General features: G+C 41.1%; 12 protein-coding genes. 5 read left to right on the top strand and 7 right to left on the bottom strand.

What is annotated here, in order from left to right; translation table 11 throughout:
- Positions 1 to 728 precede the first annotated feature (728 nt).
- Positions 729 to 2,825 (bottom strand): hypothetical protein, encoded by a 2,097-nt coding sequence (locus F0145_RS20230; RefSeq protein WP_223816171.1) that lies wholly within the window; start codon positions 2,823 to 2,825, stop codon positions 729 to 731.
- 565 nt (positions 2,826 to 3,390) lie between these two features.
- Here F0145_RS20230 and F0145_RS20225 point away from each other — a divergent pair.
- Entirely contained in the window at positions 3,391 to 4,641 is a 1,251-nt protein-coding gene (locus F0145_RS20225) for a Tm-1-like ATP-binding domain-containing protein (RefSeq protein ID WP_150091340.1), read from the top strand.
- A gap of 222 nt (positions 4,642 to 4,863) precedes the next feature.
- Positions 4,864 to 5,733: a phosphoenolpyruvate hydrolase family protein gene (locus tag F0145_RS20220; protein ID WP_150091338.1), complete on the top strand. Its 870-nt coding sequence runs from the start codon at positions 4,864 to 4,866 to the stop codon at positions 5,731 to 5,733.
- Between the two features lie 238 nt (positions 5,734 to 5,971).
- Here the strand turns inward: F0145_RS20220 and F0145_RS20215 are convergent, their stop codons facing one another.
- Positions 5,972 to 8,461: a sacsin N-terminal ATP-binding-like domain-containing protein gene (locus F0145_RS20215; protein WP_150091336.1), complete on the bottom strand. Its 2,490-nt coding sequence runs from the start codon at positions 8,459 to 8,461 to the stop codon at positions 5,972 to 5,974.
- A 26-nt stretch (positions 8,462 to 8,487) separates the two neighbouring features.
- Positions 8,488 to 10,149, bottom strand: a complete 1,662-nt coding sequence (locus tag F0145_RS20210; protein ID WP_150091334.1) for a carboxylesterase/lipase family protein — start codon at positions 10,147 to 10,149, stop codon at positions 8,488 to 8,490.
- 383 nt (positions 10,150 to 10,532) lie between these two features.
- On the opposite strand from F0145_RS20210, the gene F0145_RS20205 reads away from it, so the two are divergent.
- Both F0145_RS20205 and F0145_RS20200 read left to right on the top strand, forming a co-directional pair.
- The gene (locus F0145_RS20205) at positions 10,533 to 13,298 is read left to right on the top strand and encodes an alpha-d-galacturonidase (RefSeq protein ID WP_223816170.1); all 2,766 of its coding nucleotides are present in this window, start codon (positions 10,533 to 10,535) and stop codon (positions 13,296 to 13,298) included.
- A gap of 488 nt (positions 13,299 to 13,786) precedes the next feature.
- The gene (locus tag F0145_RS20200) at positions 13,787 to 14,308 is read left to right on the top strand and encodes a lipocalin family protein (protein ID WP_150091332.1); all 522 of its coding nucleotides are present in this window, start codon (positions 13,787 to 13,789) and stop codon (positions 14,306 to 14,308) included.
- Between the two features lie 190 nt (positions 14,309 to 14,498).
- Here F0145_RS20200 and F0145_RS20195 read toward each other — a convergent pair whose 3' ends face one another.
- The 3 genes from F0145_RS20195 to F0145_RS20185 form a co-directional block, all read right to left on the bottom strand.
- Positions 14,499 to 15,707 carry an OprO/OprP family phosphate-selective porin gene (locus F0145_RS20195; protein WP_150091330.1) on the bottom strand — a complete coding sequence of 403 codons (1,209 nt, stop codon included), beginning with the start codon at positions 15,705 to 15,707 and terminating at the stop codon, positions 14,499 to 14,501.
- 38 nt (positions 15,708 to 15,745) lie between these two features.
- Positions 15,746 to 16,747 carry a phosphatase PAP2 family protein gene (locus F0145_RS20190; protein WP_150091328.1) on the bottom strand — a complete coding sequence of 334 codons (1,002 nt, stop codon included), beginning with the start codon at positions 16,745 to 16,747 and terminating at the stop codon, positions 15,746 to 15,748.
- A gap of 217 nt (positions 16,748 to 16,964) precedes the next feature.
- Positions 16,965 to 17,402: a PepSY-like domain-containing protein gene (locus F0145_RS20185; RefSeq protein WP_150091326.1), complete on the bottom strand. Its 438-nt coding sequence runs from the start codon at positions 17,400 to 17,402 to the stop codon at positions 16,965 to 16,967.
- 485 nt (positions 17,403 to 17,887) lie between these two features.
- Here F0145_RS20185 and F0145_RS20180 point away from each other — a divergent pair, with 485 nt between their 5' ends.
- Positions 17,888 to 18,595: a hypothetical protein gene (locus F0145_RS20180; RefSeq protein WP_150091324.1), complete on the top strand. Its 708-nt coding sequence runs from the start codon at positions 17,888 to 17,890 to the stop codon at positions 18,593 to 18,595.
- A gap of 137 nt (positions 18,596 to 18,732) precedes the next feature.
- Here the strand turns inward: F0145_RS20180 and F0145_RS20175 are convergent, their stop codons facing one another.
- A complete protein-coding gene (locus F0145_RS20175; protein ID WP_190277602.1) occupies positions 18,733 to 19,605 on the bottom strand; it encodes an SdiA-regulated domain-containing protein in 873 nt (290 codons plus the stop codon).
- Positions 19,606 to 19,633 lie beyond the last annotated feature (28 nt).

Genomic DNA, 19,633 nt, shown 5'->3' with positions numbered 1-19,633 from the left:
AAAAGCAAAATATTAGATGAAATATTTTTCAGAAAGGAATCTTAAATATTAATTATCAAAAAAGATAATATTCAATATAAGTATCTTATATTTATAAATTAAACAAATTAAAAATGTGTTATACTTACAAATTGTCTGTATAAAGTTGATATTATTATAATTATTAAAAGCAATATAATCTTAAATATATGACATAAATATTTAATAGATAGGTGTAAAATCCTAAAATAACTTACTAAGTTTAAAACAACTGTTCAAATTTACTGGCAACGTATATCAATAATTAGCCAATTAGTATTAAAGCAAGTCATTGTTAAATTTAGCATGTGAACACCAATATTGTTATTTTAACAATAAATACTCAGAATAATAAATGGCAATCCTGCTCAGTTTTAAAAAAGCCTTTATTTGATTTAATTATATTGGGCAGGTACCTTTTTTACTGATTTTGGCAGAGTGTTGCCAAGGACTGTAGTTAAGATGATTAAACTTATAACTTTATGCTATTTAGCTTATGCAGAAGGGCAATTCGGGCAAATTCAAATATTGAATTAAATTATTTAAGGGCGGTTCCCTTAAAATATAGGGAGGCGTTTAAAAAAAGCTTAACATATTCAATACCTTCATGTTGCAAGAATCTTCTGACTTAAATAATCAGGAGGTTCTTGCAACATGAAGGATTTTGCATAAAGTGAAAAAGCCTTTCTTAACCGCAAATATTTAAAATATTACTCCAGCCAAACCGGTTGGGTAAAAGCGCCATTGGCCGCGGTATCCCAAACTTCCAGCCGCACCCATTTCCGGTTTTTTAAATCGGCCGAAAAATTAAACTGCTTACTGCCAAAAGCTTGGGTATCTTTTAGGTTAATGGTTTGGCGGTAAACCTGTTTGCCGTCGCCGGAAATTATTTCGGCAAAATTAAGCGGGAAGGTCCAGTTGGCGGTTAAGGAAATGGTGGCTTTGCCATTGCTTGGTAATTGAGCGGTTTCGCCGCTTTTTTGGTTATTTACGGTAAAAGCCGGCAACAACACCTCCCCCGTCGAGACAAAAAATTTACCTTTTTGCAGGGCATCTAACACCGGCTGCCAGCCATCTTTAAACTCCGGCATTTTGTCTAGTTGCAGGTAATTAATGTTCATATGGCCGTACAGTTCGTAATCCGGCTCAATTTTAAATAAATCGGCTTCGCCTAAGAGGTATTTTTTATCGCCAGCATTGGCCATATCGTCCAGCACATCCAGGGCGCGCTTGCCCAATCGGGGCTGCGATAAATCGGCGGGCAAATTTTTCCAGGCTGCACCAAAGAAAGTCTGGTTCTTATAAAAGTTTTCGGTCATGTATTTATCCGGAAACCCTACCGAGCCTTTGGTACGGGCGTGAGCGGTCCAGGCTATACCTTTTTCGGCTTCTAGTAACTGAAGCATATCGGCTTTACTGCCTACCCGGTAAACTTTTCCGTACTCCGGGTGCGGCTCTACAAAAGGCTGGTTTGGTTGCCGTGACTGAATCCAGTAAACCGGCTTGGGAAAAAAATTCATCCAGTGGCCGCCGTAATACACGTTGGCTTCTTCTCCGGGCAACAGCAAAAAATTACCGTTCGATAAGCGCGCGCATTCGTCAAACAACTTTTTAAACTCGGTTAACCGTCTGGGGCCTAAATCTTTGGGATTTCCTGCCAGGTGAAACTCGCCGGTAGCTACAATATTTACCCCGGTATTACGCAGCGCCTGCACAAAGCCCGGAAGTTCCGGTAAAGGTTTATGGGTTAATACATCATCAACGTGCTCCTGGTGAAAATGTGCGGCCAGGGTATAATGCCCATCAACCGCTTGGTAAGCATCGCCGTTGGTGAATTTCTTCACATCTTCCAGCACTTTTCCGTCTTTTTGGGTACTTAATAAACAAAAGAAATTTAACCGCTGCTGCGTTTTAGGCGGCGCATTAAACCATGGTACCCACCGCCGGTCGCCTAATAAATCGTGCCGGATGCCCAGTCCGTAGCCATCTACTAAATCCCGGTAACCGGTACCGTGCCAGACGTATTTTAAATTATAGACATTATCTAAAGGATAAAAATACTGATGCGGTGCCGGAAAAACAGCTAAACTACCGGCTTTTCCCTGCCCAATAATGGTGCGGTACTTAACAGCTAAATCCTGCGCGGCCTGGTTTGCGGCCAAAGCGCTCTGCACGTTGGTGGTTTTGGCATCGGCCCAGAAAACTTTTTCCCAGGTTTTATTTTTACTTACCAAACCCGCATCGTAAATAATAGCCGTAGAATCTGCTTCGGTAGCCAGCACGGCGGCAATATTTAACAAGGGGCTGCCATTATACAAAGTAATTTCCAGGTTACCCGTAAAATTGCCGGCGGTGGCCTGACCAATAATAATATTGGTTTGGCTGCCATCCGAAACTACTTGCACGTTTTTTTTGGTTAGCTTAACCGGAAAAGTTTGGTACGGCAAATAAGCCGTATTATCAAAAAATATATTCCAGCCGTTTTGCTTTACCAGGTCTCTTTTACCTACTGTTAGCAAAAACACCGGGTCTACTTCGGCGGCTATTTCTTTTACCTGCCCTTGTTGCTGTACCTGAATTTTCTGAAAAACCGGGGCATCCGGCTGCAGATTAAGCATTAAGCTACCTTTATCACCGTTACCAGTTGGCCAGGATACTTGCAGGGTATTATTTTGCTGCAGCACCTGCACGCCGCTTTTCTTATTAAACCTGGTGGTATTTACCGGTACCTGACCATAGGCGAAAACATAATTGTAGAGGCAAAAAACTAGTAACAAACAAAAGTGGCGTGGTGAGAGATGGATCATACGAAATATTCTTAAGTTATATGAAATAAGTGTGCGGTAATATATTTCGGTATTGGGCAGGCCTTAGAAGCGGCCCGGGGTTAATTTGGATAAATTATTTCGGCTTTGCTTCTGACCAGAATTGTTAAAAGGGCGTTTTGAGAAGCAAAGATTTTGCGGCAGTTTACTGGAATTGCCAAGATAATTTTCAGCAATAATAAAAGTATTTTCTATTTATAAGGTCAACGGCAGCAAATATTTTTTTTCAGCGTCTTTTTTCAGCAATAATTTTCCGGGCAAATAATTATTCGCATGCAACTGAACTTACCGCATCTATTATAAATTTATTCAGCTTTAATCGGCTTTAAAACGGCGTTATTCGTCAGGAGAAAAACATTTTCCTGAGTTCTGATTAGGTTACCTATTTTCAGACGGATGTTTTCGTTTTTGAGAAAATACCATTAACTATACGCCTCAATTCATTTAAGTACCGGCTGGCGAACCAGGTGAACCGGACAACTTACCAAATTAAAAGAACAAAAATTCATAAGTTTGAAATCGGCAAATTTTAGGAAACAGGAATAATATGGCTGCTACGGACCAATATATTTTAATGCTGGGCTGCTTCGACACCAAAGGCGAAGTTTTTGCTTACCTCCGCGAGTGCTTGCTGGCGCAGGGCGAACAGGTTATTACCCTAAACACCGGCGTAATGGGTACCACCAATTTATTTCCGGTTGATTATGAAGCAGAACAGGTGGCACTGGGTGCCGGCACCACCATTACCGAATTGCGCGAAAAGAAGGATCGGGGTTTTGCCGTGGAGGTGATGGGTAAAGGCGCTGCCCACATTGTAGCAACTTTAAGGCAAACCGGCAATATTAAAGCCATTATTGGTATGGGCGGCGGCGGCGGCACTTACATTGTGCTTTCGGCCATGCAGGCAATTCCGTTGGGCATTCCAAAACTTTGTTTAACCACACTAGCAACTAAAGATTTATCGCAACAAATAGGTATTAAAGATATTACTTTAATGCCCTCGGTGGTAGATTTGGCCGGCTTAAACAGTATGAGCCAGTTATTAATTAGCCAGGCGGCGGCAGCTGTTAGTGCCATGGCCAGGGTACCTGTTCCGTCGCGCAGCACCGCCGGCGGGGCCATAGCCATTAGCATGTTTGGCAATACCACACCATGCGTAGACCGCTGCAGTGCTTTGTTAAAAGAGCAAGGCTACGAGGTTTTCTCTTTTCATGCCACCGGAGTGGGCGGCCGCACCCTAGAAGCTTTAATCCGGGAAAATTATTTTAAAGCGGTGCTGGATATAACTACTACCGAACTGGCCGATGAGTTGTGCGGCGGAATTTTAAGTGCGGGTCCGGAGCGGTTAACCGCTGCCGCCGATATGGGTATTCCGCAAGTAGTGGTGCCGGGCTGTTTAGATATGGTAAATTTTGCCCAGCCAGATACCGTACCGGCGCATTACCAAACCCGAAAATTGTATAGCTGGGCACCCGATGTAACCCTGATGCGAACCAATGCCGAGGAAAACAGCCTATTGGGCGAAATGCTGGTACAAAAACTAAATAAATCTACTAATAAAGTTACCGTTGTTTTACCCTTAAAAGGAATTTCGCAGTTAGATGCCGCCGACGGCTTATTTTATGCACCAGAAGCCAACGAAGCTTTATTTAATTCTATAAAAGAGCACGCCCAGGAACCCATTAAAGTGCTGGAGGTAGATGCCCATATTAATGAAGATAAATTTGCAGAAATATTGGTAAAAGAACTGCTGGAAATACTGGAGAAAAATTCAGTAGCTACCAAATTAATAAATTAACAGAAAGCATGTATAACTGAGATTACGCAAAAAGTTTTTATTAGATAGTTTAAGAAACTCACATTTGTCATTCAGGAGGAAACTTGTTGGCTACTTACTAAATAGTTTCCTCCTGAATGACAGGTGTGAGTTCAAAATACCAAAGTTAGTATTACACATTGCTAAGTAACATCAATACTTAAATTTAAACAGGTAATTAAAACTACAAGCTAATATAATATTATGCCAAACCCATGGACCGGTAAGGGAAACCCTTACACCCGCCAAGAAGTAAGAGACCGTTTACAAGCAACTTTAAACCAGCAAAAAGCCATTATTGCAGCTGGCGCCGGAACTGGCATTAGCGCTAAATTTATTGAGAAAGGCGGCGCCGATTTAATTATTATTTACAACTCCGGTCGTTTCCGGATGGCCGGCCACGGCTCTACTGCCGGCTTAATGGCATACGGCGATGCCAATGCCGTGGCTATGGAAATTGGCGAGTTTGAAGTACTGCCCGTAGTAGAAGAAGTTCCGGTTATTTGCGGCGTACACGGCTCTGACCCCCGCCGCCGCATGTGGCACCATTTACTAAAAGTAAAAGAAATGGGCTTTTCCGGCATCAATAATTTTCCAACGCACTCCATTGTGGATGGGCACTTTCGTCAGGTACTAGAGGAGACCGGCATGGGCTTTATAAAGGAAGTAGAAATGGTGCAACTTGCTTCTAAAATGGATTTATTCTCGATTGTGTACGTAGCCAAACCTGAAGAAGCCCGGCAAATGGCCGAGGCTGGCGCGGATGCCATTATTGCGCACGTGGGTACTACCGTGGGCGGTTCTATTGGGGTGGTAGAGGCTACCTGTACCATGGATGATGCCGTGGAACGTACCCAAAAAATTATTGACGCTGCCGCAGAAGTAAACCCCAATACTTTCTTTCTGACGCACGGCGGCCCGGTTAATACTCCCGATGACGTGCGCGAAATATTAAGTAAAACCAGTGCGCATGGTTTTGTGGGCGCTTCTTCACTCGAACGCATGGGAGTAGAAGCTTCTTTAACCGAACTTACCGTAAAATTCAAATCAATTACTTTACCCGCTAGAAATTAAGAATAAGGTAACTGATACTATTATAAAACGGAACCTGCGCCTAAGTGTACATTATTGGTCATCCTGAGCCTGTCGAAGGATCTAATACAGTTATGGAAAAGGTAGAATTAGCTATTTCGACAAGCTCAACTGACCGCAATAACTTACGTGCCTTAACCAATTGATGATAGTATTATAACGGACTTGGCTAAAAAGCGTTTTTATGCTTTTTAGGTGGTGTTATAGGCAGTGGTTCTTTTTATAATGATTGTTTGTTTAGTTTTAAATACTTAACGTCAATTGCCCCACCGTTTTTGAATATCCTTGCTATTATATACTTCCCGCCTGCTTGTTGTTTGTCAAGAAAAGACCATTGTGCTGTCCGCATAAAAAATGGAATATTGTCACTGTTTGCGATTCCCTTGCCAGTTGTCTTTGCGTCAATAAAGTATTTTGTAGTCGTTAAGTCCTTTTCAAGAACTCTAAAATCATATTCAGATTTGTCTTCCCAAAGCACTCTATTTTCTCCAAATATTTGACAAAGCTGGTGATATAAAAACTCTTCTCCGATATTTCCTAATTCTTCATCAGGGTTGTCTTCTTGTTTGCTATTAAGCCATTCCATAAAATTAGATACTAACTTTGGGTTGTCAGCAATAATTTCTAAATCTTTATCTGACAATGAACTGTTGGCAAGTTTTGCTAATACTTCGCTTTTACCACTTATCTCAATATCAAAAGCATATTCTAATTCTTGTGGTGTTTTTGTATTAAGGTATAATTGCGATTTATTTAGTGAGAAGTATGGAAATAAGTTTATTAATGTTTCCTCTGAAATACCACAAGTAGTATACCAATTAAAAAGGTCTTTAAGTATTAGCAAAAAGTCTTCATCTTGAAAGTTTCCTTCATAATTTCTAAGTTCTTCATCTGTGTCCTTAGCCAATTTCTTAAATTCATAGATATCATCTTCGTCAACAAGGTTATCTATTTGTTCAAAGCCTTTATGAAGTAATACATCACGGCACTCCTTATTTGATAAGGAGTAGTAAATGTCTTTTAGTTTCTCATCATAGCCATCTTTAAGTCCTTTATGATCAATAACATCTAGTTGAATACCTTTTAGAAAGCAAAGTTGATTACTTTGATTTAATATTAGCTTATATTTATCAAGAAGTTTCTCTTCTTCTTGTGCTATAATCAATTTAATAAAATCAATAAGAAATTTAATTGCTTTTGTTTCATTCATTGAGTAGGCGGAGCAAAACTTTTCAAGCGAATCGACATCTTCACATATTTTTTTTGAGAGTTCTTCTAAGTCAAGTTTTTCTCCTGTGAATATTTCAAAATCTAAGGTTTCAAACCAACTTAGAGAATGTTCTCTTTTGGGCAACAAAGTTGGTATGGTTTTAAATGCAAAATTGTAAATATCTGTTGCCAATTCAGCATAATTTTTCGCCCTTTTATCTGCATAAGGAATATATACTTCGCTTAATGAAAGTCTTTTGTTTTCAATATTTAGGGCTTGATCTAATTCGACCATTTTAGTTTTATATAATCCTTCTTTAATTGGCTTGAAAATTGAATTTGTAAACCAATTCTTTATTGAATATTCATTAAATTTTGGATTGTTTAGAAAAGAAATATTAAAGGCATCTGTCCAGTCATATTCTTCAATTATTCCTAATAATCTCAAAAATGCGTCTTTAGCTTCTATTAACCTATCTCTGTTTTCTGTATCATAATCAGAAATTTCAATTCCATCTCGCTCTCTATTTGGTACAAACTTTTCACTGTGAATAACTACTGGGAAATTAAAATCGTCTGTGCCTACCATTGGGAATGCACAAAACAATAAAGGGCAGTTGTCAGGAAATGAAAGCAACTGAAATGTTTCTGCTTCTATGTGTTTGATTGGGAAAGCAATTTCAGTTTCTTCATCAATAATGTTTCCTATTAGTTTGTTTCCAATGTGTTTGCCGTTTTTATGGCAAATTGTTTGTATAATTATGAGGTCTTCAATATCATTTTCTACTTCCTCACGTTTGAACATTAGCTTAGTTGTTGTAGTCCTGTAGTCAATTACTTCAATTTCTGTCAATTGAGGTCTAAATGTCAAAACATATGGTATCAATTCCTTAAAACTTTCAATTCCATCATCAACAATTTCTTGTCCGTTTAAAGAAGAATAGGTATTGTCAACACTATAAGTAAATGAAGTTTGAAATTCATCTTCTGGAAGCTCATCAAGTTTTTCAAGGTTTTCCTTATACTCTGCTTCTGCGTCTTTTATTGATTGAATTAAAAAATCTTTATCGTTTCTTTGACGTCTGTCAAGGTGAAAGTTAAAACTGTAAAGTTGCTCGTCATCTTCAATTATGCCCTCAATTTTAATAATCTTGGAAAGTATATGAGTTGAAATAAAACCAGTTCCAAACTGTCCGATTACACTTTTTTTATGTGTTGCCTCATCATCTTTGGTCGAGTCGGGCATAATGAGATTATATGCTTCGTCCAATGAGAATGGTTTTCCATTGTGGCTGAATTTTAATTTGTCAGGAGTTATTTCAAACCTTGCTTTTACATTGTCGCCTAAATCACTTGCATTTTGAAGTAATTCCCACATCCATCTTTGTCGCAAGTCATTTGATTTGCTAAGGATAGGTTTTAAATGCTCCATTACCCTTTTGGCTGGAATACTATAACTCTTTTGGTCTTTAAGATTTTTGAGTTTATTCTGTATATTCATTTAGTGTAGTATCGTTTTACCATTGCCTATAGCTTTCCAATGGAACGCCACATGGCCAGCTCCTGGCTGAACCGGTTGTTTATTACCTCACATTTGGTATCAATGCGCATGGTGGGTCTGTTTTGCAGATTATAGGCCGGCCAGGCGGGTGCATTTTTCGCGGCGGGTTTACCGGTACGGGCAAAAGTAGTCCATAGCTCGGCAAAGTTACGCGAAGCCACAAATCTTTCGGGTTTATTACCGCCAAAGAAACTCTCTTTTGGTGCAGAACCACCGCGGGGCGGAATTTCATTGTTAAATTTAAAAGAAATATCCATGGCATGGGGCGTACCCATGGGGTAATCCGTGCCCGGAATCTTTTTCTCCGACTTATACCCAAAATTGTATAAATATACCGGCGCACCTTGTTGCTTCACCTTTTTTTCAGCAATCTCCACGGAACCTAATCCCATCATGGTAATAGAAGAAACCGCAATAAAAATATTGGCTGCCGTTGCGTTAGGCCTTGCTTTACGGTAAGTATCGATAATTTTTTTAGTATGCGGGCCGTATTGGGGTTCTAGTTTTTGCTGCAAACCCGCAAAATCAAGCGTAGCAAATTCGGTGTCTTTGCGCTCCCAGGCAAAAAAAGTGTATTCATCTTCGTTCCAGCCTACCAGCAAAGGTTTATTGCGCGATATTTGGGGTGCAGCGGGATCGAAAGGGTGGTGCGGTAATATTTTGCCATCTACCACCGGGCCAAAACCACCGTAGTTGCGGCGCATAAAACCCACACTCTTATTTTTTTCGATAAAAGGCGGCACAAACGGCAACTTGCTTTGCATATTTAATAAATCGGCCGCCGGTACAGCCAGCAATTTTCGCCAGTCTTTGGGGGCAATATTTAATTCTTTAAGCAGCATAGCCGTTGTTTCGGTGGCTATTTCCTTAGGGGTCATGCGTACACCGGGCCCGCTTTCAATAGATGCTTTGTTAAAATAAGGAGCCGCCGCGGGCATGGCATACAAACAAGCGGTTTTGGCTCCCCCACCCGACTCGCCCCAAATCATAACATTGTTGGGGTCGCCGCCAAATTGCGCTATGTTTTCCTGCACCCATTTTAAGCCCGCCACCATGTCCAGCAAACCCATATTACCCGAACCAGCATAATCGGCCCCGGCTATTTCGTCGAGGTACAGAAAGCCCAGTAAGCCTAACCGGTGATTGGTTTCAACCACTACCACATCAAAATTACGCGCCAGGTTGGTTCCATCCTGACTGGCTGAACCTCCCGAGCCAATCACAAAGCCACCGCCATGGTTGTAAAACATCACCGGACGCTTCTTGTTGTCGTTGGCCGGAGTCCAGACGTTCAGGAAAAGGCAATCCTCAGCCGGAGCGGGTTCATTTCGCCGGGGAGGCTGTATGGCAGGGGCGCCTAATTGTAAAGCTTCCCGTACACCCGTCCATGACTGGAGTGGTGCCGGCCGACGAAACCGATGGTCGCCGGAAACGCTGCCGGCATAAGGTATTCCTTTAAAAATATTCACACCCTCGCTCCTCAATCCACGAATTTTTCCGTGCGTAATTTCTACTTCTACAAAGTCGGCTGGCATGGACGATGCGGAAAAAGCATATTGCGGCAGGGAGAATGCGGCTGTAGCCAGCGTTAGTTGCGATAAAAAAGTTCTTCTGTTTATTGGGTTCATGGAACGAGCCTACTTAGCTTAATTTTGCAGCGCCGAAATGGATTATTTAAAAATAAATATACATGAATTTAAATGAGCTGCTTCATTAACCAGTAAAGTTTTTCTGCCGGCGTAATCCAATATATTTAATGGTCTACAATAGGATTTGAGTCTACAATAAGACTTGCATTTTAGGAATGAACCTTTTTAGCGTTCTAACCAATCTTACTTTGCTTCTTGCCCTGTTTACAGATTTTCCGCTCAATATTTCTGATTTCGGAGTGATAACAATAAAGAAAAATACAGCAATAATTTTAAGTAAGATAAAACAACCAGATTTTACTTGTATTAAGATTTAAAATTTTTAAATTTAAAATTTATATTTATATGTAAATTTTATATAAATGATACGGCTGCTCCTTTTGGTACCTATATTTTTATTGCTTTTAGCTTCTTGTCGGCCAATAGCTTTAACTACTTCTCCTGAAAAAGAGGCTTTAGTTATTGTGTTGCCAGAAAAAGCGCCGGTCAGAGTTGCCTTTGGGGCAAATAAATTAAAGGAAGCTTTGGCGAATGCAGGCTATCTGGTAGCAATAGTAACACCGGATAAGCCGCTAAAAAAAGGCTGGAAAATATTGGTGGCATATTCCAACGAAGCCACGCCAGTTAATGCTGCCGCTACCAATAACTTTAATGTTTCAGGCAAAGAAGGGTTTACCATTACTTCCACCGAAAACCTCCTGACCATAAAAGGAGCCGATGCTTCTGGTGCGCTATATGGCTGCCTGGAAGTAGCTGCTCAAGTGAAAAACAGCGGAAAACTTCCGGCAAACCTGCAACTAAGCGATCAGCCGCAGATGGTATTACGCGGCACGGCAATCGGTTTACAGAAACCCTATTACCTGCCCGGCCGCACCGTGTACGAGTACCCTTACACGCCAGAAACCTTCCCCTGGTTTTACGACAAAGCCTTGTGGGTGAAATATTTGGACATGTTAGTAGAAAATCGCTACAACTCGCTCTACCTCTGGAACGGCCACCCATTTGCCTCGCTGGTTAAGCTCCCGGATTACCCTTACGCGGTGGAAGTAGACGAAGCAACTTTTGCAAAGAACGAGGAAATGTTTCGCTTCCTGACCGAAGAAGCCGACAAGCGGGGAATTTGGGTAATTCAGATGTTTTATAATATTATTCTTTCCCAACCATTTGCCGAGAAGCACAACCTTAAAACGCAAGACCGGAATCGGCCTATTACGCACTTATTATCTGATTATACCCGCAAATCAATAGCAGCTTTTGTAGAAAAATACCCGAATGTAGGCTTGCTTATTACACTGGGGGAAGCCATGGAAGGAACCGGTCCGGATGATGTGGAATGGTTTACCAAAACGATTATACCGGGCGTGCAAGACGGATTAAAAGCCCGGGGGCAAACGGTAGAGCCACCCATTGTGCTGCGCGCCCACGATACCGATGCGCCCCGCGTGATGAAAGCCGCTATGCCAATTTATAAGAACTTGTACACCATGGCCAAATACAATGGCGAGGCGCTCACTACCTACACGCCCCGGGGCAAGTGGGCCGAACTGCACCGGAGCCTCAGCCGCATAGGAACTGTGCATTTGCAAAACGTGCATATTCTGGCAAACTTAGAGCCCTTCCGGTACAGTTCGCCGGACTTTATTCAGAAATCGGTTAAGGCCATGCACGAGGTATATGAATCAAACGGGTTGCACTTATTTCCGCAAGCCTCTTACTGGGATTGGCCATTTTCCGCCGATAAAACCCCGGTTCGGCTGTTGCAAATAAACCGCGACGGTATGTGGTACAAAGCCTGGGCGCGCTACGCCTGGAATTACAAAAGAAGCAGAACCGAGGAAGTAACTTATTGGAGCAACCTCTTAGCTGAAGAATTTGGTCTGCCAACCGATAAAGGAGCAGCGGTGCTGGAAGCCCAGGAACAAGCCGGCGAAATATCCCCGAAAATATTACGCCGCTTTGGTATAACTGATGGTAACCGCCAAACCATGACCTTAGGCATGTTAATGACGCAATTCATAAATCCTTTCCGGTACCGGGTATTTACGCTTTTGTACGAGTCGGAAGCACCGGAGGGGGAAATGATTATTCAGTACGCTGAGAAAGAATCTAAAAAAGAAAAGCACCTGGGAGAAACACCTTTACAGGTAGCCGAAGAAATAGTAGTACACGGCCAGCAAGCGGTAGCGGCCATTGAAAAAGCAGCTGGTGCCGTCACTAAAAATAAAAATGAATTTAACAGGCTCCGGAACGACATGTATTGCTACAACGCCATGGCCAGGCATTACTCCGAGAAGGTGAAAGCCGCTATAGCGGTATTGCGTTACAAATATTCTGAAGATATAACCGATTTGGAAAAAGCAGTACCTCACCTGGAAAACAGCGTGCAACACTATCGCGAATTCGTAAATTTAACCAAAGACACTTACCTGTACGCCAACAGCATGCAAACGCCACAACGTAAAATTCCGGTTCCGGCCGTAGATGGAACCTTTAAAACCTGGGCCGAAGTGCTGCCGGTATTTGAAAAAGAGCTCGATACTTTTAAGCAGCGCATCGATTCTCTAAAATCATCCGTTAAGGCAACCCCGGTTAAAATTATTCCTTTCAAAAATGCGCCGGTTACGCTACACTCCCAAACCAAAGGCGTTTATAGTTTGAGCCAAGAACAGCCAATATTTGCGGATACCACGGTACTTATTCAGGTGGTGGCACCGGAACTTAGGGGCCTGAAAGGATTTAAATATAGTAAAGCAGAGCAGGTAGCCAAAGGAACTACAATCCGGTTTACGGCGAGGCAGCCGGTAAAGCTGTTGGTGGGCTATTTTAACAAACAAGCCGGCTTTAGCGCCGACCCAGACCCAAACTTTGCAAAAGCGCCTGAACTGGAAACCGATGCCAGTGCCAGTGATTACGGGCAAAGTGAGATTAAAATTTCTAATGCCCTGGTGGCCGGCAATCTCCCGCCGGTAAATATTCATGCTTATGCTTTTAAAGCTGGTACGCACACCTTAAACCTACCCAAAGGCGCCTTACTATTACTGGGCTTCATCGATGGCACCCAAGAAATCCGGATGCGGGATGCGGGCTTAGCCGTAAGCGCTAAAAATATTGATTGGCTTTTTGAATAAACAATTTTTGAATACAGCTACTCCGGTTTAGCTTAATATTTTTATCAAATTTTATATCTACAAAACGCATTCGGGGCAAAATATTTCTTTAAAGCTTCAGAACTCCCCAAATAGCTCGTACACAAGCACTAACTTGTAGTATGCGCTTTGGCGCAGCTTTTATACCAGTGGGTATAATTATTATAAGTAAAAATTTTATTTCTGCTATATACAATATTTCATCTAATCTTCATTTAAGGACTTTAATTTAACAGCACCAAAACAATTTAGCCGGCCTGCGCCAGAGGTAAATTATGTGGTATTGGCAATGCTGGTATTTATACTTGCGGTTCTTGGCTTAGGTAATATTTGGCACTGAGCAATAAAAAAGCATGCCGCTTTATTATTTATATATGCTGCCAATATTATAAAGGCAGAAATTACAAACGCATTAACATAATAATTAACCTATATATTTGCATTTATATTAACTATAACTAAAACAACGCGTGAAACTTTTAAAATTTAATACCCTTGTTCTTTTATTAGCTCTTTTTGCCTTTGTTGGTTGCGATAAAGATAAAGAAGAAGTTACCCCCCTTAGCCCTGAGAAAGAAGTATTAATCGGTCACTGGAAATTATCTCATATTACGCAGGAAGGTACGCAGTACGAGGCCATAAATGATAGCCGGCTGATAATTGACAGAGGCGGCAGCAATTTAGGTGATGGTACTTACGCACTAAATTTATATTATCGGACAGTAGACACCAGCATTCCATACGGCTACTCAAACGGTGGAACGTGGGCGTTAAAAGATACCGATAAGTTAGTGCTAAACGGAGATGTTGATGCCCAATACAAGGTAAACAGCATAACCACCGACGCCTTAATTATTGAGCGGCACGAAAAAGTAGTTAATGCCAAAGGTCGATTTGTAATGAAACACCGCGAAAATGCCATAAACCCCACCGATAGCGTTAATGTAATGACGCAATCTCCGGTTGTGTACACCTTTGAAAAGAAGAAGTAATAATATTTTTGCCAATAGTTAATATTGGTATAACAATTTTTATTTACTCCTGAAAAGGCGATTTTGAACTGAATATGTTTGATGTATATCCAGTTCAGAATCGCCATTATTTTTTTCCGAATAATTGATACACCCTTGCCGTATCTGCCCGTACCGGACTAGCAGTTTTCCCAAGAGCGTTTATGGTGTATCAGAAACTAGCCTGCATGCGCAGTTGCAGGGTGTTGGCTTTTAAACCGTTGTTAAATAAAGAATAAACATAATTAAACATAACCCTGGTGTTGGAGTTGTAATACCAATTGAGGCCGGCGGTAACGTTGCTGAGGGTGTGTATAGGCTGCCTGGCCTCGCTTAAATCCAGGTAAGAAAACCGAAGCCCGGTTTCCCAGGCACCACTTAAACTACCCGTTCTATGCTTTTGGGTTAGTTTTATTGCCGAAAACCGGTTGCCACGGCTGCTGTAACTGCGGTAACCACCTTTCAGAAAATACGAAGTCATGAGATAAAAGCTTTTATGGAGTTGTGAGTTTTCGCCGTTACCTGCGGCAGCACTTTGGGGTAAATTTACCCTAGAACTAACCCACTCGCTCTGAATAGTTAAAGGACCTTTAGTGTAACCAATTTCGCCGACCAACTGATTTATCTTTCTTACGCCGGCAATCTCATGGGTTGCCATATATTCCGGCTCTGTATTTACTTCATTGTTGGGTTCTATGCTATATATAGAATTAATTGGCGTAAAATTATTGTACGAAAGGCCCAAATGCAGCAACCTGTTGTTACTAGCCACCAAAGGGGTATAAGCCCACCTGCTCGAAAAAGAATGATTGCCTTTGCCCTTCAGGTCATTTCCCAAATCATCGGTAATCCGGAACATACCGGCATAGCCCCGGAGCTTTTTGTTAAAGAACTGTTTTTGCACCATAATACCCGTATTGCGCGAAGGGCCAAAAGCACTGGTTAACGAACGCTCCATAAAAACAATGGCATTGCTGCTGGTCATTTCTTCTAAACCAAATGGTTCCCGAAAATGGCCAATCGTTAACTGTTCCAGGAAAGGAACTTCCAGAAAAGCAAAGTACATATCGGCAAATTCAATGGTTTCACCAAACGTAAATTCAAATTCGTAAGTAAAGGCCTTGTTAAGCGAACCTTCAAAACTTAGCCGGGCGCGCCTTACCTGTACTTTGGCAGAGGGTGTGCCAAATAAACTATCAAGCCCGGCCGATTGCCCCGTAAAGGCAACATCATAGTGCACCCTGCCGCCTACCGAAAAGCGGAACAAGCTATCCTGACTCTGAAAATTTAAGCCATCGTCCCAGTATGCTTGCAAATTAGATTGCGCATACGCACTATTCAGCATTAACACCCAAAAGAGTAGCAGTAATGTTTTTGTCATGATAAAAATTTCTACCCCAACCACTAAGAGCCCTTAGCTTATCTTTTTGCCTTGGCGGTGTATTTAGCCTGGTTGGGTTTGTTAAGCGCGTAAACCATACTAAAGCCAATGCTGCCTTGTGTATAAGCCGGCATAACCATTAGCTGCTTTTCCGCCAGTGCGGGTATGGTGTGCTTTATTTTTTGTTGAACCCACGGATAAACCGCATAAACCGCCTGGGTAGTTAAAATGCCCACGCCGGCTCCGGCCAGCACATCGGATAACCAATGTTTTTTATTCAGCATGCGTAAAGCGCCGGTGGCCGAGGCAAAGGCATAGCCGCCCACGCCATACCAAATGCTTACATCTTTGTACTCCTGCCACAAAATTGTTGCTTTGGAAAAAGCAGAACTTGTATGGCCCGAAGGAAAAGAATCGTCGTTGGAGCCATCGGGGCGATGTTCGCGGGTTAAAGTTTTAATATTGTTGGTAATAATGCCCGAAAGATAATCGGTGGTTAAGGCAATTATAGAAAGTTCTACGAGGTTATGCTTTCCTTTAATACCGGCTAAATTTAAGCCATAAACGGCCACCAGCGGCACTAAGCGGGTATGGTCATCTATAGTGGTCCTAAATCCTGCATGCTCTTCCATGATGTCTTCGTGAATCTCTGCATCATAATCAAAAATATGATTGCGGCCCAGGCCTACAAAACCGATGCCCACCAAAGCTGCCGGCAGCGCAAATCTTTTTACCTGCGGATTAAGTGCGTCGTATTTTTGGTTAACGGTGGCTAGCGGCACGGCTAACCGCTCTAAATTCTGGTTATAAAACAACCGTAAAGCCATTACCTTGCTTTCGAGGTTACCAGGGGTTTCGGGAATAAAAAGATTATTATTTAGTGCTTTACTTTGGGGTTCCGCTAGCGCGGCTTGGTAAAGGCTATCGGCTGTGAGCAGCGGCCGCACAGACAAAGGTGCCAGCGGTTCTGTTTGGGCAACGCTTAAATGAGAAATGAGCAAGAACAATCCTGAAAAGAGGCGGGTAATAATATAAGACATAAGGGTATCGTTTAAGTAATATCTAATCTTAAGTGTCTCGGCATACAGGTGTTTAGGGGCGTAAAGAAAAAATAGAAAAGGCGCACAAAACAGATGCTGCTTGCCTCCTATTTTTAAGTAAATACCATTGCAGCTAAAAATTGTTTAAATAAATAGCTATGGTTGCTAAGGTGTTTACTTATAGGTAACTAATCCTGATATTCAGAATAGTTAAGCATTAATTTTCCAGCTGCAGGAAGTTGCTCTCCTGGCCAAATTTTAATTCCAGTTTGCTGGCCAGTTCTATATCCTGCTGAGAATCATCTTTTTCCCAGCTAGTAATAAAATCAGCAGCATAGTTAGTTTGTACGTATTCTAATATTTTAGTAGGCACCACACTGTCGGGTATTTTATCTGTATGGCCATCTATTTCGGTACAGGCACCATCTTCATTAAAATCTAAAGAAGTACCATTACTTAAAATTACATCGTAGGTTTTTTCCAGAATATCGCTTTCTTTTTCTACGGACGCAATTCCTACACCGGCAAAGTGCGTGGAGATAAAATCTTTGGCGGGTTGGGGCAAATCGTTTTTGCTTATTATTTGCTCTTTCTCGCAGCCAAATAAGAACATGACAGCAAGCATACCCGCGCCTAAAAATATTTTGTTTCTCATACGTATTAATATTAAATTAAAATATATAAACTGCTTATTTGCTCTATTTTAGCCCGGCAAACAGGTTGCCGGCAGCTTCTGTATCTAATATTTTAAAACTTTTTTACGCCACCTTTTTAGCCAAGCGAATGAATATTTACGCAACCACAAGGATTATCAATATTTAAAGTAGCCAGCTCCTGCAAGGGCCACCATTTGTTAATAATGGTGAAAGACCTTCTTTATATTGCTTTTATAGTTGTAATTTTTAAGTACAATCAAAAGTAAAATCTAAAACTGGATAGAATTGGGAATGCTAAAGCAGCCCGAATATTTACCACAATTAATTTAGTTGTTCTAAAAGTGAAGCACCTGTGTAACTACCAACACTTTATATATTATTGACTTTTGCAGATTTGTGAAAATTTCTCTTTTGAGGTGAGAGATTAAAAGATTAAAACAACAACTTTGTAATAGCCCTGTATTATTTAAATAAAATAAATGCAATGGATTATATTCCGGAAAGGCAAAGCAAAAAAGCAATTAACCGTAACCAACTGGTTAATATTACCGCACAAATAATTTGCATTTTTGGCATAAGCCATGTTTTGCTGGGCTTACTCTTGTTTTATATTAATTTGCCCTTATTTCAGAGGTATATTGCTGAAGATGGGTACATCGAATATTTAACCGCTTTTTTCCTGCTATTCACTTCTTTTACCTGCCTCTACAAAGCATTTCATACACGAAACAAAATTGCCGTTGCCTTTTTTTGCCTGGCGGCTTTGCTATTCTTTTTTGGTTTTGGAGAAGAAATTTCCTGGGGACAACGGGTATTAGGTTTTGAAACCCCGGAAAAAATTAAAATGGCTAATTCGCAGCAAGAATTTAATCTGCATAATTTAAAAGTAGGCGAAGTTAAACTGAACAAACTAATTTTTGGGGTATTTATGTATTTTAGTTTGTTTGTTTACTTTCTGGTATTCAATATTTTATATAAAAATATTGCCTGGTTTCGTAAAATAATAAATATTACCGGTTTGCCTTTACCAGCCCCAACTTACAGCATTTGCTTTGTAGTATCTTTTCTGCTAGTGCTGTTAATTCAAAATAGCTGGAAATGGGAGTTAGATGAATTTGCGATGGCCTGCTTTGTTTTCCTGAGCTTTTATCGGCCTTATAACAGAAAGCTTCAACACCCGGAGCCGCTCTAAATATTTATTAAAAACCAGTTGTTCTAATGAGCTTCAGCCGTTTACGATAAGAATAAATAAGGGTAACTTAAAGTTAATCTAAGAGCGGAAAAAATTTGGGTTAAGTGATTTTATTAAGAATATTACTGACACTTTACTTAACGAAGTTGAACTTTTAAAATATTGCCTTTTTCTTTTTTTCCTTCGTTCGAGATATAAAGGTCGCCGGAGGGGCTAAAGGTTAGCCCCTCCGGTTGACCAAAAACAGTTTCGTCTAGCTTGTACCGCAATTTAAGCGAGCCATCGTTGTTTAAAATAAATAGTTGCGGGTTACTGGCTTCAATCAAATAAATCAATCCCGTAACCGGATCTATGGCAATTTCAGCCGGCCGTAGCGCCTTGTTCAGGTTTTCACCTTTATAATTAGCCAGCAAAGAATCGTGCAGATTTATTTTAAATACTGGTTCTGCTACAAACTTTTTTGTTTGCAGGTTAAAAGCGTAAATGCCTTTGTAGTCTTTCGTGCCGGCTTCGGCTCCTTTTATTACCAGCAATAAGCGGTTTTGCTTTTGGTCGTAAGCAATGCCTTCTACGTTGTTCTTCTTAGTTAAACCGGTACTATATTCCCGAATGCGAGGAGGCTTCCGGTCAATATTATCTACTTCAAATATTTTACCTTCGCTGCGCACCACATAAGCGGTTCTGCCCACCATTGCAATTCCTTCGTAGTCGGCGGCAGCGCCAAAAGTAACCTGCTTATCTATTTTGCCGGTACTGGTATTTAAAATAAATATTACGCCCGCCTCGTCCTGAACACAGGCAAATTGATTATTTCCCAAAAAGGCAATGCCCGATACTTCTTTTAGAATAGCCGGCACTTCCCACTTCTGGCGTATTGCTATGTCCGTAGAAGGCGCTTCTTTATTCCAATCGTCTTTTTTCTTTTTCTTCGCTTCCTGCGCCGGCGATTTTTTACCCGCATCAGCGGCTTTATTACCATCGCAGGAAAGTAAAAAAAATGCTAAAAGCATATTTGCGCAAATGCTGCGTATACCAGAC

This window comes from Adhaeribacter rhizoryzae (assembly GCF_008629685.1).
In the GTDB taxonomy this organism is placed as follows: Bacteria; Bacteroidota; Bacteroidia; order Cytophagales; family Hymenobacteraceae; genus Adhaeribacter; species Adhaeribacter rhizoryzae.
Note: the sequence above shows the minus strand (reverse complement) of the source record. Positions and strands in the feature narration are given on the sequence as shown.

Coding starts and splice junctions, on each gene's coding strand:
- F0145_RS20210 (WP_150091334.1), bottom strand. CDS start 10,149: ATGAACCCAATAAACAGAAGAACTTTTTTATCGCAACTAACGCTGGCT.
- F0145_RS20195 (WP_150091330.1), bottom strand. CDS start 15,707: ATGACAAAAACATTACTGCTACTCTTTTGGGTGTTAATGCTGAATAGT.
- F0145_RS20185 (WP_150091326.1), bottom strand. CDS start 17,402: ATGAGAAACAAAATATTTTTAGGCGCGGGTATGCTTGCTGTCATGTTC.
- F0145_RS20220 (WP_150091338.1), top strand. CDS start 4,864: ATGCCAAACCCATGGACCGGTAAGGGAAACCCTTACACCCGCCAAGAA.
- F0145_RS20190 (WP_150091328.1), bottom strand. CDS start 16,747: ATGTCTTATATTATTACCCGCCTCTTTTCAGGATTGTTCTTGCTCATT.
- F0145_RS20205 (WP_223816170.1), top strand. CDS start 10,533: ATGATACGGCTGCTCCTTTTGGTACCTATATTTTTATTGCTTTTAGCT.
- F0145_RS20225 (WP_150091340.1), top strand. CDS start 3,391: ATGGCTGCTACGGACCAATATATTTTAATGCTGGGCTGCTTCGACACC.
- F0145_RS20180 (WP_150091324.1), top strand. CDS start 17,888: ATGGATTATATTCCGGAAAGGCAAAGCAAAAAAGCAATTAACCGTAAC.
- F0145_RS20215 (WP_150091336.1), bottom strand. CDS start 8,461: ATGAATATACAGAATAAACTCAAAAATCTTAAAGACCAAAAGAGTTAT.
- F0145_RS20230 (WP_223816171.1), bottom strand. CDS start 2,825: ATGATCCATCTCTCACCACGCCACTTTTGTTTGTTACTAGTTTTTTGC.
- F0145_RS20175 (WP_190277602.1), bottom strand. CDS start 19,605: ATGCTTTTAGCATTTTTTTTACTTTCCTGCGATGGTAATAAAGCCGCT.